This window comes from Streptococcus marmotae, assembly GCF_001623565.1.
GTDB classification, from domain to species: Bacteria; Bacillota; Bacilli; order Lactobacillales; family Streptococcaceae; genus Streptococcus; species Streptococcus marmotae.
Genome location: NZ_CP015196.1, coordinates 1,197,469 through 1,210,982 on the forward strand (window position 1 = coordinate 1,197,469; position 13,514 = coordinate 1,210,982).

At 42.3% G+C, this 13,514-nt stretch carries 13 protein-coding genes; 12 read left to right on the forward strand and 1 reads right to left on the reverse strand.

The genetic code is table 11. The annotated features are described in order from the left end of the window. Positions 1-18 precede the first annotated feature (18 nt). The 8 genes from yhbY (at position 19) to A4H00_RS06205 (ending at position 5,104) form a co-directional block, all read left to right on the forward strand. Entirely contained in the window at positions 19-330 is a 312-nt protein-coding gene (gene yhbY / locus A4H00_RS06170) for a ribosome assembly RNA-binding protein YhbY (protein WP_067088219.1), read from the forward strand. Between the two features lie 42 nt (positions 331-372). After that, positions 373-1,005: a nicotinate-nucleotide adenylyltransferase gene (locus A4H00_RS06175; RefSeq protein WP_067088221.1), complete on the forward strand. Its 633-nt coding sequence runs from the start codon at positions 373-375 to the stop codon at positions 1,003-1,005. Next, entirely contained in the window at positions 1,002-1,586 is a 585-nt protein-coding gene (gene yqeK, locus A4H00_RS06180) for a bis(5'-nucleosyl)-tetraphosphatase (symmetrical) YqeK (protein ID WP_067088222.1), read from the forward strand. Before A4H00_RS06175 ends, yqeK begins: the two co-directional genes overlap by 4 nt. Positions 1,587-1,608: 22 nt before the next feature. Next, the gene (rsfS, locus tag A4H00_RS06185; protein WP_067088224.1) at positions 1,609-1,959 is read left to right on the forward strand and encodes a ribosome silencing factor; all 351 of its coding nucleotides are present in this window, start codon (positions 1,609-1,611) and stop codon (positions 1,957-1,959) included. 142 nt (positions 1,960-2,101) lie between these two features. Next, positions 2,102-2,836, forward strand: a complete 735-nt coding sequence (locus tag A4H00_RS06190; RefSeq protein ID WP_067088225.1) for a class I SAM-dependent DNA methyltransferase — start codon at positions 2,102-2,104, stop codon at positions 2,834-2,836. Next, positions 2,833-3,936 carry a nucleotidyltransferase gene (locus A4H00_RS06195; RefSeq protein WP_067088227.1) on the forward strand — a complete coding sequence of 368 codons (1,104 nt, stop codon included), beginning with the start codon at positions 2,833-2,835 and terminating at the stop codon, positions 3,934-3,936. Before A4H00_RS06190 ends, A4H00_RS06195 begins: the two co-directional genes overlap by 4 nt. 39 nt (positions 3,937-3,975) lie before the next feature. Further along, on the forward strand, positions 3,976-4,677 hold the full coding sequence (locus A4H00_RS06200; RefSeq protein ID WP_067088229.1) for a DUF5694 domain-containing protein: 702 nt from the start codon (positions 3,976-3,978) through the stop codon (positions 4,675-4,677). A gap of 16 nt (positions 4,678-4,693) precedes the next feature. Beyond that, positions 4,694-5,104, forward strand: coding sequence for a peptide deformylase (locus tag A4H00_RS06205; protein ID WP_067088231.1), 411 nt, complete (start codon positions 4,694-4,696; stop codon positions 5,102-5,104). A 436-nt stretch (positions 5,105-5,540) separates the two neighbouring features. Here A4H00_RS06205 and A4H00_RS06210 read toward each other — a convergent pair whose 3' ends face one another. Further along, positions 5,541-6,248 carry a GntR family transcriptional regulator gene (locus tag A4H00_RS06210; protein ID WP_067088233.1) on the reverse strand — a complete coding sequence of 236 codons (708 nt, stop codon included), beginning with the start codon at positions 6,246-6,248 and terminating at the stop codon, positions 5,541-5,543. 174 nt (positions 6,249-6,422) lie between these two features. Here A4H00_RS06210 and malQ point away from each other — a divergent pair, with 174 nt between their 5' ends. From malQ to A4H00_RS06230, 4 genes are all read left to right on the forward strand, one after another. Continuing rightward, positions 6,423-7,931 (forward strand): 4-alpha-glucanotransferase, encoded by a 1,509-nt coding sequence (malQ, locus tag A4H00_RS06215; protein ID WP_067088235.1) that lies wholly within the window; start codon positions 6,423-6,425, stop codon positions 7,929-7,931. Beyond that, positions 7,924-10,188, forward strand: a complete 2,265-nt coding sequence (gene glgP / locus A4H00_RS06220) for a glycogen/starch/alpha-glucan family phosphorylase (RefSeq protein WP_067088238.1) — start codon at positions 7,924-7,926, stop codon at positions 10,186-10,188. Before malQ ends, glgP begins: the two co-directional genes overlap by 8 nt. A gap of 118 nt (positions 10,189-10,306) precedes the next feature. Then, on the forward strand, positions 10,307-11,098 hold the full coding sequence (locus A4H00_RS06225; protein ID WP_067088239.1) for an endonuclease/exonuclease/phosphatase family protein: 792 nt from the start codon (positions 10,307-10,309) through the stop codon (positions 11,096-11,098). Between the two features lie 11 nt (positions 11,099-11,109). Beyond that, positions 11,110-13,281, forward strand: coding sequence for a PTS transporter subunit IIBC (locus A4H00_RS06230; protein WP_067091525.1), 2,172 nt, complete (start codon positions 11,110-11,112; stop codon positions 13,279-13,281). Positions 13,282-13,514 lie beyond the last annotated feature (233 nt).

Here is a 13,514-nt window from a genome sequence, read left to right on the forward strand (position 1 = left end):
ATACAAAAAGGAAATACAATGACATTAACATCAAAGCAACGAGCTTTCTTAAATAGCCAAGCTCACAGTTTAAAACCCATTATTCAAATTGGGAAATACGGTTTAAACGACCAAATTAAGACCAGCGTTCGTCAGGCATTGGACAGACGAGAGCTGATTAAGGTGACTCTGCTTCAAAATACGGATGAAAATATCCACGATGTGGCAGAAACCTTGGAAGAAGAAATCGGAGTAGATACTGTACAGAAAATTGGTCGGACCTTGATTTTGTTTAAACAGTCGAGCAAGAAAGAAAATCGAAAATTGTCGATCAAAGTGAGGGAAATTTAGTGGGATTTTCCCAAGAATGGATGAGTTGGATAAGGAGTACAGATGGCAATTGAGCTGTTAACCCCCTTTACTAAGGTTGAGTTAGAGGTTGAGAAAAAAGAAACAAATCGCAAGCAAGTTGGTATTTTGGGCGGGAATTTCAATCCTGTTCACAATGCTCATTTAATTGTGGCTGACCAGGTGCGGCAGCAGTTGAAATTAGATGAGGTCTTGCTGATGCCAGAGTTTCTACCACCTCATGTGGACAAAAAAGAAACGATTGATGAATTGCACCGCTATAATATGCTGAAAATGGCGATTGCAGGAATCGAAGGCTTAAATATTGAAACGATTGAGCTAGAGCGCCGTGGTATTAGCTATACCTATGACACTATGAAGCTTTTGAAAGAAAAGAATCCAGATACGGATTACTATTTCATCATTGGCGCAGATATGGTGGATTATTTGCCTAAGTGGCACCGGATTGATGAGTTGCTTCAGTTGGTGCAATTTGTCGGTGTCCAGCGTCCACGCTATAAGGCGGGGACCTCTTATCCGATTATCTGGGTAGATGTGCCGCTCATGGATATTTCTTCCAGCATGGTACGTCAATTCATCCAGCAAGGCCGAGTGCCAAACTTTATGCTACCGCATGAGGTTTTGGACTACATTGAAGAAAAAGGATTGTACAAATGATAGCAGCTGATTTATCCTTTGACCGTGAGAAGGTTTTAGAAAAAATTCGCTCTGCCATGTCTGAGAAACGATTTCGTCATGTTTTGGGGGTAGAAAAAGCAGCACTTGAGTTGGCTCGTCAGTATGGTTGTGATGAACGAAAAGCCAGTCTTGCTGCTCTTCTCCATGATTATGCCAAAGAGGTTGATAATCAGGTGTTTTTAGACCTGATTGACCAGCATCAACTGGGTGAGGACTTGAAAGTCTGGGGCAATAATGTCTGGCATGGGATTGTTGGTGCCTATAAAATTCGTCATGATTTTGGAATAGAAGATCAGGAAATTTTACAGGCAATTCAGCGACATACAGTAGGTGCAGCCCAGATGACCTTGCTCGATAAGGTTCTCTACGTAGCGGATTACATTGAGCCAAATCGTGATTTTCCCGGAGTAGATGAAGCAAGAAGATTAGCCAAAGAATGTTTGGATCTGGCGGTTGCCTATGAGACAGCACAGACGGTTGCTCATTTGGCTAAAAAAGCGATTCCGATCTATCCCCAAACGATTGCAACCTATAATGCTTATGTGGGATATTTGCAGTAAATAACCAATAATGAGGTAAAACGTGAAAGAAAAAGAATTAGTAGAATTGGTCGTCAAGGCGGCTGATGAAAAACGTGCAGAAGAAATTGTCGCACTGGATGTAACAAACGTGACCAGTGTAACAGACTATTTTGTGATTGCTAGCTCGATGAATAGCCGTCAGTTAGAGGCGATTGCTGAGCATATTCGTGAAAAGGTCAAAGAAGCTGGTTTTGCAGCGAGCCAACTAGAGGGGGATGCAGCCGGAGGCTGGGTCTTACTCGATTTAGGTGGAGTTGTTGTCCACATCTTTTCAGAAGAAATGCGTGCACATTACAATCTTGAAAAATTGTGGCACGAAGCGGATAACCTTGAGATTTCCGAGTGGTTGTAAGTCTTGTCTGATAAGTGTTTCATGTGATAGCCGGAACATTTATCATCCCAAAATCTGTATGACAAGAACGTAATAAGCTGAAATAAATATGAAAAACTCAGTTGGGAGCCGACTGAGTTTTTCAAGAAAAGAAAGGAAGAATATGGCGACTTATGAAACCTTTGCCTCAGTCTATGATGCCATTATGGATGATAGTCTGTATGACAAATGGACGGATTTTAGTTTGAGACATTTTCCGAAAGGCAAGACAAAACTCCTTGAATTGGCTTGTGGAACAGGCATTCAATCCATCCGCTTCAAAGAAGCTGGCTTTGATGTAACAGGTCTTGATTTGAGCCGAGAAATGCTTGAGTTGGCTAAAAAACGTAGCCAAGTAGCTGGAATGGAGATCCCCTTTTTAGAAGGCAATATGCTGGACTTGTCCGGTCTTGCTAGCTTTGATATGGTGACCTGCTATTCAGATTCGATTTGCTATATGGCTGATGAGGTCGAGGTTGGTCAGGTCTTTCAAGAGGTTTATGACCATCTAAATGAAGGGGGGCGCTTTCTCTTTGATGTCCATTCGACCTACCAAATGGACGAGGTTTTTCCAGGTTATAGCTATCATGAAAATGCGGAAGATTTTGCCTTTGTTTGGGATACCTATGCGGATGAGCCCCCGCACTCGATTGTGCATGAACTGACCTTCTTTGTTCAGGAAGAAGATGGTCGTTTCAGCCGGGTAGATGAGATTCATGAAGAGCGGACCTATGAGTTATTGACCTATGATGTGTTACTGGAGCAGGCTGGTTTTAAACAGGTTAAGGTCTATGCTGACTTTGAGGACAAGGAGCCAATAGAGACCAGTGCTCGCTGGTTCTTTGTGGCAGAAAAATGATAGTGACCGGCATTGTTGCAGAGTTCAATCCCTTTCATAATGGACATGCCTATCTACTTTCTAAGGCCGAAGGATTGAAAGTTGTTGCCATGAGTGGAAATTTTACCCAACGGGGGGAGCCTGCTATTGTAGATAAGTGGGCAAGAGCGCAGATGGCGTTGGAGAACGGTGCAGATTTAGTCGTTGAATTGCCGTTTTTAGTCAGTGTGCAGGCAGCAGATTTTTTTGCCCAAGGAGCGGTGGATATCTTAGCTCGTTTGGGAGTGACTCAGCTTTCCTTTGGGACGGAAGAAATGTTGGATTATGGGAAAATAGCAGAGCTCTACGAGTTAAAAAGTGCTGAAATGGCTGATTTTCTAGCCAATTTACCTGATCGACTCAGTTATCCTGAAAAAACACAAGCCATGTGGGAAACCTTTGCAGGTTTGAGCTTTTCAGGCAATACTCCCAACCATGTCCTTGCTCTAGCCTATGCGAAGGCAGTAGCAGGCAAAGGGATTGCATTGTGTCCGATTAAACGAGAAGGAGCTGGATTTCATTCGCTTGCCTCACATTTGGAATTTGCTTCAGCTACAGCTTTGAGACATCGAATTGATGATGCAGACTTTATAGCCACTTTTAGTCCAAGTGGAGATTTACTAGGGCAAGCTCCCCATGTGTCATGGGAGGATTATTTTCACTATCTCCGCTATCAAATTCTCTCCAATCCAGATTTGACGAGTATTTACCAAGTCAATCAAGAAATGACCAGTCGAATCAGAGAATCGATAAAGTTGGCTACTTCAATGGAAGAATTGGTCGAGCAGATTGCGACCAAGCGTTATACCAAGGCACGGGTTCGACGACTGTTGACCTACATCTTGATCCAGGCACAGGAAAAGCCCCTTCCCCAAGCCATCCACTTGTTAGGCTTTACGGAAAAGGGGCGCAAGCACTTAGCTAGTATCAAGCAAGAAGTTGCACTGATTAGCCGAATTGGAAAAGAAGCGTGGGACCCCCTTACCCAGCAGGCAGATCGGATTTACCAACTGGGTAATCCTCAGCTTGTCGAGCAGAATGTTGGCCGAGTACCGATACGGATTGACAATTCCTTGCAATAGTTTTATACTTTTTTTAAAAAAGGAAAAGGAGATAAGACAATGGTCAAAGTAATGGTTGTAGGGACGTTTCATATGGAAAGCCAGGCAGATGTTCATCATTTGCAAGATACTGAGCGTATTCATGATTTTGGCACGGAGTTTGCAGAGCTTGTAGAAAAATTCAAGGCCTTTCAGCCAACGAAAATCTGTGTGGAATGGGAAAGCAAGCACCAAGACCAACTGTTGCAGTATTTTGCGAATTGGCGGTCAGGTCAGGTTACTTCCACGAATGAAATTGTTCAGTTGGCCTTTCCCCTAGCTAAGGCCAGTCAAGCAGAGCTTGTTGCGATTGATTGGATGGAGGAGGGACAGGGCTTGTATGGTTTTGGCGATATTATGGATGAACTAGTCAATCAGCCAGCCTTGCAGGCAGAACTGGAACGTTATATCTTAGAACAGACAGATTTGGATAAAGGGATTGCTGCAAATCTTCGCTTCTATAATTCACCGCAATTTGTAGCAGCTGCGCAGGCTTATTATACCAACGTAGCGCGAGTGGGAAGACCTGGACGAGAAGTTGGTATTGGTTGGCTGATCTGGTGGTATCAGCGGAATCTGATGATTTTTTCCAAGCTGTTTGAACAGCAAGCAGTAGATGATCGGGTCTTGATTCTAATTGGAGCTTCTCATAAAGGGATATTGGAACAGATGTTAGCAGACAGCCAGCAAGTAGAGTTAGTCGATGTGAATGACTATCTATAAACCAAAGGAGTTCAAGATGATTCGACCGATTATGAAAGATATCCTCTTTTTACAGGTTCCGTCAGAGCCTGCAACAAAAGCAGATTTGGCAATTGGACAGGATTTACAGGATACCTTGTTGGCACATCAAGATGCCTGTGTTGGTATGGCTGCTAATATGATTGGGGTTCGCAAGCGGATTATCATTGTTAATATGGGTTTTACCAATCTTGTGATGTACAATCCAGTTTTGGAAGCTGTTAGGCGACCCTATCAAACAGAGGAGAGTTGCCTGTCTTTAGAAGGAGTACGCACGACCAAGCGTTATGAAGAAATCGAAGTTTCCTTTTTTGACCAAAATTGGCAGGCGAAACGGCTGACTCTAACAGGCTTTACAGCTCAGATTGTTCAACATGAGCTGGATCATTTAGAGGGGATTATTATTTAAAGAAAAAGAACTGGAATGATAACATCCAGTTCTTTTTCTTTAAAGTCAAGATGATTTGTTGCTATTCCCTATCTCCCAAGAGCCAGCCACTCTAGCTACTGGGGAAACGATTTTGACTGAAAACAATCTCGCTAAGCTTCTAGGGAAGCTGTTTCAGATAAAACTATTTGGGACTTATTTCTAAGGAATCCATTTCGCAGCCAAACGTTCGTGTCTAGCTTTTAGGGAAGTCATTTCAAATGGAAATAATTCTGACTATGCTTCTAGGAAGGGGATTCCACCTTGGAAAACGGGACTCTGACAAAAAGGGAAGCTGTTTTATATGGAAAATCCCACATTTTGCCACTAGGAAAGTGTCTTTTCAAAGAAATAGCTGCTAGCATTTGGGAAACGATTGTTTTATTGGTTTCATCAGACGATAGGCTGTCCTAATATTCTACCGCTTGGCAGTTGATGTAAAGGTAATTTTATCGGGGCGATAGCTGATGCTACCATATTGAAAGGCTTGGCCATTTTCAAGATAGGTGGTACTGGTCACTACAACCACCATGTCATAATCGCCCAAGTCAAGAGCAGCTTTTTCTTCATCATTGGCATAGCGGAAGGAGATTTCTCGCTCAGAGTAACTGATCGTAAGTCCTAGCTCTTGTTCCAAATAATGATAAATCGAATCCTCTGCAATAGCTCGGTTCAAATAAGGAACGATACGGCGGTCAAAATAGGAAATTTCGTATTCGACACATTCGCCGTTAATAGTCCGAGTACGTCCCACACGGTAAAAATCGACACTGTCATCTACTTGAAAGGTTTCCATTAAAATTGGATCCCCTTGTATAATATAAAGATTCGTCAGTTTGGTCTGGACATCGTGGGTCTGAGGATGATTGAGTTCTCCCATTGTTAAAATGGTAGTGAGAGATTGGGGCTTGTTCAAGGAAGGTTCAAGAACAAGGGAATTCCGACCTTGTTGCTTGCGGATATACCCATCTCGCTCAAGAAGGGCCAAGGCCTTGCGAATCGTATCTTTTGAGAACTGATAGCGCTCCATCAGTTCATTTTCGCTTGGTAATTCATGATTTGCAGGCAATAAGCCTGTTGTAATCTGTCTTTTGATATCGTCGTAGACTCTAAGATATTTCCTCATTTTTGCCCCTCCTCTGTTCTCCTAGTATACCATAAATCTCGCCAAAGGGAACCGTATAAGTATTGTTAATAGTTAGGGTTTCCGTATAAATTTAAACTATTACGGAAAAGGCATTGACAAACGCAAACGTTTGCGTTACAATAAAACCATAAGGGAACAGAAAGGAATTCGAATATGACAAATCGTACAAGTGGTGTTTTAATGCACATTACCTCCCTACCAGGAAAATTTGGGATTGGAACATTTGGAAAAGAAGCCTATGATTTTGTAGATTTCTTGGCAGACACCAAGCAAACCTACTGGCAAATCCTCCCTTTGACAACGACTAGCTACGGGGATTCTCCTTATCAATCTTTCTCTGCAATTGCAGGAAATACCAATTTGATTGATTTTGACTTGTTGGTAGAAGCTGGTTGTTTGCAGGTAAAAGATTATGAAGCAGTCCACTTTGGAGATGATCCAGAAGTGATTGACTATGCCCAATTATTTACCACACGCCGTCCTATTTTGGAAATGGCTGTCAAGGGTTTTCTAGCCCAAGACAAAAACAGTGCAGTATTTAGAGAATTTGAAAAGGCTAATTCGTCATGGTTAAATGACTATGCAGAATTTATGGCCATTAAAGAACATTTTGGGAACAAGGCTCTTCAGGAGTGGGAGGATAAGAAAGTGCTCGCTCGTAATGAAGAAACACTGGAAGCTTACCGTCAAGAGCTAGCAGATCAAATCACCTATTTTAAGGTGACGCAGTATTTCTTCTTTAGCCAATGGAAGGATTTGAAGGCCTACGCCAATCAAAAGCACATTAAAATTATTGGGGATATGCCCATCTATGTTTCAGCAGACAGTGTTGAAGTCTGGACCAAGCCCCAGCTTTTCAAGCTAGACCAAGAGCGCAAGCCCCTTTATGTGGCGGGGGTTCCTGCGGATAACTTTAGCGCAGACGGTCAGTTGTGGGGCAATCCACTCTATGATTGGTCAGAGCATGAAAAGACAGGTTTTAGTTGGTGGATTTATCGAATCCACGAGAGTTTCAAACTCTACGATGTCTTACGCATTGACCATTTCAAAGGTTTCTCTGATTTTTGGCAAGTAGCAGGAGATGCAGCCGTTGCCAAAGTTGGGACATGGGAGCCAGGTCCAGGTTACACACTTTTTAAGGCAGTAAAAGAAGCCTTAGGAGATTTGCCGATCATTGCAGAAGATTTGGGAAATATTGATGCGAAAGCAAGAAAACTCTTGAATGACTGCGGTTATCCTGGAATGAAAATCTTGCAATTTGGACTAGAAGATGTAGAAGGAAAGAGCATAGATAGTCCGCACCGTTGCATTCCAAACTCCGTATCTTATACCGGTACGCATGACAATGAGGTCATCAATGGATGGTACAACAACCTGACAGTGGAACAGCAAGAGTATGTCGATGACTACAGCAACCGCAAACCAATTGAGCCGGTCACTCAGGCCATGCTCCGCGTTTTATTTGCGACAGTGAGTGATACGGTGATTGCTACCATGCAGGATATTTTAGATCTTCCAGCCTCATCGCGTATGAACAGACCATCTACGATTGGCGGGAACTGGCAATGGCGGATGAAAGCAGAAGATTTAACTCAAGCTAAGAAAGACTTTTTAGTGAAAATGACAACATTATATCAACGAGGAAATGAACAAAATGACTAATTTTACAGCATTTGCAGAAGCAAATACAGCCAAAAAACTAGCCGAATTAACAAACGAAGAAATTTATTTTCAATTATTGCACTATGTAAAAGAAGCAGCTGAAGCGAAGACGAAAAACACAGGGAAGCGCAAAGTTTACTATATCTCAGCCGAGTTTCTCATCGGAAAACTCTTGTCTAACAATTTGATTAACCTAGGTGTTTATAAGGAGATTCAAAATGAGCTGGCTGCAGCTGGGAAATCACTCAGTCAGGTAGAAGATGTTGAGCCAGAACCGTCACTTGGAAATGGTGGACTTGGCCGTTTGGCATCGTGTTTTGTCGATTCAATGTCGACGCTTGCTATCAATGGTGAGGGAGTGGGACTCAATTACCATTGTGGTCTTTTCAAGCAGGTCTTACAGCACAATGAGCAGAAAGCAGAGCCAAATTTTTGGATTGAAGATCCGTCTTGGTTGATTCCGACAGCTATCAGCTATCAAGTGCCATTTAAAGATTTTACCTTGACCTCTAAGTTGGATCGGTTGGATATCTTGGGGTACAAGAAAGAGACCAAAAACTACCTCAACTTATTTGACATAGAAGCGGTCAACTATAACTTGATTGAAGACGGTATTGCCTTTGATAAGACCAATATTAAAGAAAACTTGACCCTCTTCCTTTACCCAGATGATTCAGATAAAAACGGGGAATTGCTCCGCATCTACCAGCAGTATTTTATGGTGTCAAATGCAGCGCAACTCTTGATTGATGAAGCTCTTGAGCGTGGTAGCAACCTTCATGACTTGGCAGAGTATGCCTATGTGCAAATCAACGACACTCACCCTTCAATGGTGATTCCAGAATTGATTCGTCTCTTGACGGAACAACATGGTCTTGACTTTGCAGAAGCGGTTGAGATTGTGCGTCATATGACAGGCTATACCAACCATACCATTTTGGCGGAGGCTTTGGAAAAATGGCCACTTGATTTCCTAGAAGAAGTGGTGCCACACCTGGTTGCGATTATCAAAGAATTAGATGCTATGGTGCGATCTAGCTATCAAGACCCTGCGGTTCAAATCATTGATGAAATGGGTCGAGTTCACATGGCACATATGGATATTCATTTTTCAAATTCTGTCAATGGGGTCGCAGCACTCCATACGGAAATCTTGAAAAATGCGGAGCTAAAAGTCTTTTATGACCTCTATCCAGAGAAATTTAATAATAAAACAAACGGTATCACCTTCCGCCGCTGGTTGGAATTTGCCAATCAAGACTTGGCAGACTATATCAAGGAATTGATCGGTGACGGCTATCTTGAAAATGCGACAGAGCTTGAAAAATTACTTGTTTATGCAGATGATAAGGCAGTTCATGCGAAATTAGCGGATATTAAATTCCAAAATAAATTGGCCCTCAAACGCTACCTAAAAGAGAACAAGGGGATAAATTTGGATGAACATTCGATTATCGATACGCAAATCAAGCGATTCCATGAATACAAACGCCAGCAGATGAATGCCCTTTATGTGATTCATAAATACTTGGAAATTAAAAATGGCAACCTGCCAAAACGCAAGATAACCGTGATCTTTGGTGGAAAGGCTGCACCTGCTTATATTATCGCTCAAGATATTATTCACCTCATTCTCTGCTTGTCAGAATTGGTCAACAATGATCCAGAAGTCAGTCCTTACCTCAATGTTCATTTGGTAGAAAACTATAATGTTACCGTTGCGGAAAAATTGATTCCTGCGACAGATATTTCAGAACAAATTTCCCTAGCCTCTAAAGAAGCATCTGGTACAGGAAATATGAAATTCATGCTAAATGGTGCTCTTACCTTGGGAACGATGGACGGTGCCAACGTTGAGATTGCAGAGCTTGCTGGTCGTGAAAATATTTACACATTCGGGAAAGATTCGGATACGATTATCAACTTGTATGAAAACGGCGGCTACGTGTCACATGAATATTATGCCAATGATGATGACATCAAACGCGCGGTTGACTTTATTGTGAGTGAGGATTTGGTGCGGCTTGGAAATGGCGAGCGCTTATGGCGTCTCTATCATGAACTCATGAACAAGGACTGGTTCATGACCCTGATTGACTTGAAAGAGTATATCACTGTCAAAGAGCGGGTCTTGGCAGACTACGAAGACCAAGATACGTGGAACAAAAAAGTGATTCATAATATTGCAAAAGCAGGCTTCTTCTCATCAGACCGCACGATTGAGCAGTATAACGAAGATATCTGGCATAGCTACTAATCCTCTTTCTTTATCATTGTTTAGAAATGGAGCAGGCTGTAAGCCGTTCAGTCTCCAACTAAAAACGCCAATGCCTTGGCATGGAGAAATAGAGAAAAGGAGGAATAGAACAGTTGATATGAAGTTACTAACACTAAATGTTCATGCCTGGTTGGAGGACGATCAGGTAGAGAAAATAGATACCTTGGCACGGACGATTGCCGAAAGACAGTATGACGTGGTGGCCCTTCAAGAGGTTAACCAATTAATGTCGGCAACCCCAGTGACCAAAGACTTAAAAGATGATAATTATGGCTTGCTCTTGGTTGAAAAAATCAATCAGCTGAGCAAGGAGCAGTACTCCTTGTTTTGGAGTAACTCGCATATTGGCTATGACAAGTACGATGAGGGAATTGCCTTCCTCACCAAGTTACCTGTCTATGATGTCGATTCATTCTATTGTACCCATCATCAGACAGTGCAGTCGATTTTATCGCGAAAGATTGTCGGCGTAACTGTCTCCTATCAGGGGCAATTGATTGATTGCTATTCTTGCCACATGAACCTGCCGGATTGTCAAGAAGAAAAGATGCTTGATAATCTACGGGCGATTGTGGATCGTTCCAGCCATTCACGCTTAAAGATTCTGTTGGGAGACTTTAATACGGATGCGATTTCTGCGCCAGCTGATTATGCAGCAATCAAACAGGTAGGTCTATTGGATACTTATGAACTGGCCAAAGAAAAGGATGCAGGAATTACGGTATCAAAGGCTATTGATGGATGGAGTGGTCATGGGGCACAAAAGCGAATTGACTACATCTTTTTGAACCAAGAATGCGAAGTGCAATCGAGCCAAGTTATATTTAATGGAGAAAATGAAGCTGTTGTCTCAGACCATTTTGGTCTAGAAGTGCATGTAAAATGTTAGGAGAATCAGAAATGAAAAAATTTCTCAGTTTTGAATTTTGGCAAAAATTCGGAAAATGTTTAATGGTCGTGATTGCCGTTATGCCTGCTGCAGGTTTAATGGTGAGTATCGGAAATTCTTTGCCTTTGTTGAGTGCAGATTCGGAGCTCTTGGCACGTATTGGCAATATTATTGCTCAAATCGGTTGGGGAATCATTGGGAATCTTCACCTCTTGTTTGCTCTTGCGATTGGTGGTAGTTGGGCAAAAGAACGTGCGGGAGGAGCTTTCTCGGCAGGGCTTGCCTTTATCTTGATTAACTTGATTACCGGGAATTTCTTCGGCGTCACTGTGGGGATGCTATCAGATGCAGAAGCGCATGTTAGCACTGTTTTTGGAACACAAATTCCTGTTGCCAACTACTTTGTCAATGTTCTTGGTCAACCAGCCTTGAACATGGGTGTCTTTGTCGGAATTATCGCTGGTTTTGTTGGAGCGACAGCTTTTAACAAATACTACAATTACCGGAAATTACCAGACGCTTTGACCTTCTTTAACGGGAAACGGTTTGTACCATTTGTCGTGATTTATCGCTCAATCTTAGTAGCTCTTGTTCTAGCAGTCTTTTGGCCTCTAGTTCAAACAGGAATCAATAGCTTCGGAAAATGGATTGCTAATTCACAAGCTACAGCACCAGTCTTAGCACCATTTATTTACGGAACCTTGGAACGTCTCTTGTTACCATTTGGTTTGCACCATATGTTGACCATTCCAATGAACTACACTTCACTCGGTGGAACTTATGAAATCATGACAGGTGCTCAAGCAGGTCAACAAGTATTTGGACAAGATCCACTTTGGTTAGCTTGGATTACCGACTTGATTAACCTCAAAGGTGCAGGAAATACCAGCCAGTATAACGATCTTCTAGCAACGGTTACACCAGCTCGTTTCAAAGTGGGTCAAATGATTGGCTCAACCGGTATCTTGATGGGCTTGACCCTTGCGATGTACCGCAATGTCGATCCAGATAAAAAATCTAAATACAAAGGGATGTTTGTATCGTCTGCTCTTGCAGTCTTCTTGACAGGTGTAACAGAGCCAATTGAATACATGTTCATGTTTGCTGCAATGCCGCTTTACGCCATCTATGCAGTCATTCAAGGAGCAGCATTTGCGATGGCTGATATTGTGCATTTGCGTATGCATTCATTCGGAAATATCGAGTTCTTGACACGGACCCCAATGGCTCTTAAAGCCGGTATTGGCCTTGATGTTGTGAACTTTATCTGGGTATCTGCCCTCTTTGCAGTACTCATGTACTTTATCGCAGATTTCATGATTAAAAAGATGAACCTAGCAACAGCTGGTCGGAATGGAAACTATGATACTGAAACAGTCGAAGATACGCCTGTCTCTGGCAACGCTGGGGTTGCAGATGGCAATTCGCAGGTTGTGCAAATTATCAACCTTTTAGGCGGTCGTGAAAATATCGCTGATGTAGATGCTTGTATGACTCGCTTACGTGTTACGGTCAATCATGTTGAAAAAGTCGGCGAAGAGGCTGCATGGAAACAGGCAGGGGCTATGGGCTTGATTATCAAGGGCTCAGGTGTACAAGCAGTCTACGGACCAAAAGCTGATGTCTTAAAATCTGACATTCAAGATTTACTAGATTCTGGATTAGAAATTCCAAAGACAAGCATAACCGTTACAGAAGAAACGGTTGTTGTGGATCGTTTCAAAGGCATTACTGCTGAAGTACGTGCCGTGGCAGATGGTCAAGCAATGGCCATTACCGAGGTACATGACCCAGTATTTGCTCAAAAAATGATGGGTGATGGCTATGCAGTCGATCCTGCAAATGGAAATGTCTATGCTCCTGTTTCTGGTCTTGTCACCAGTGTCTTTCCAACTAAGCATGCTGTAGGTCTCTTGACAGATAGCGGTTTGGAAGTGTTAGTTCACGTTGGACTAGATACAGTTGCCTTAAACGGTGCACCGTTCTCTATTAAGGTATCAGACGGTCAACGTGTGGAAGCAGGGGACTTGCTTCTTGTCGCAGACCTTGAAGCAATTAAATCAGCAGAACGTGAAACAACAATTGTTGTTGCGTTCACTAATACAGCTGAGATTAAAACGGTTCACTTGCAAAATCTTGGAATGGTAAGTAAAGATACTGTTCTTGCGCAAGTAGAATTATAAAAACAGTCTGTTTTCTCCATTATAGATATGCCTCTCCGGGCAATAGGTGATGCGTATTGCTAATATAAAATGAAGCTGAGAACTTATGTGCCAGCTTCGTTTTTCTTTTATCGTTTCTAAAGCAATACTCCTCAGATTGCTTTTAATGGAATAGTACAGAAAAAGTGGGTAGGATGGTTAACTTTTTTACAAACTCTCGGTTTAATCGGTTGTATTTTTTTTCAAATCATGAT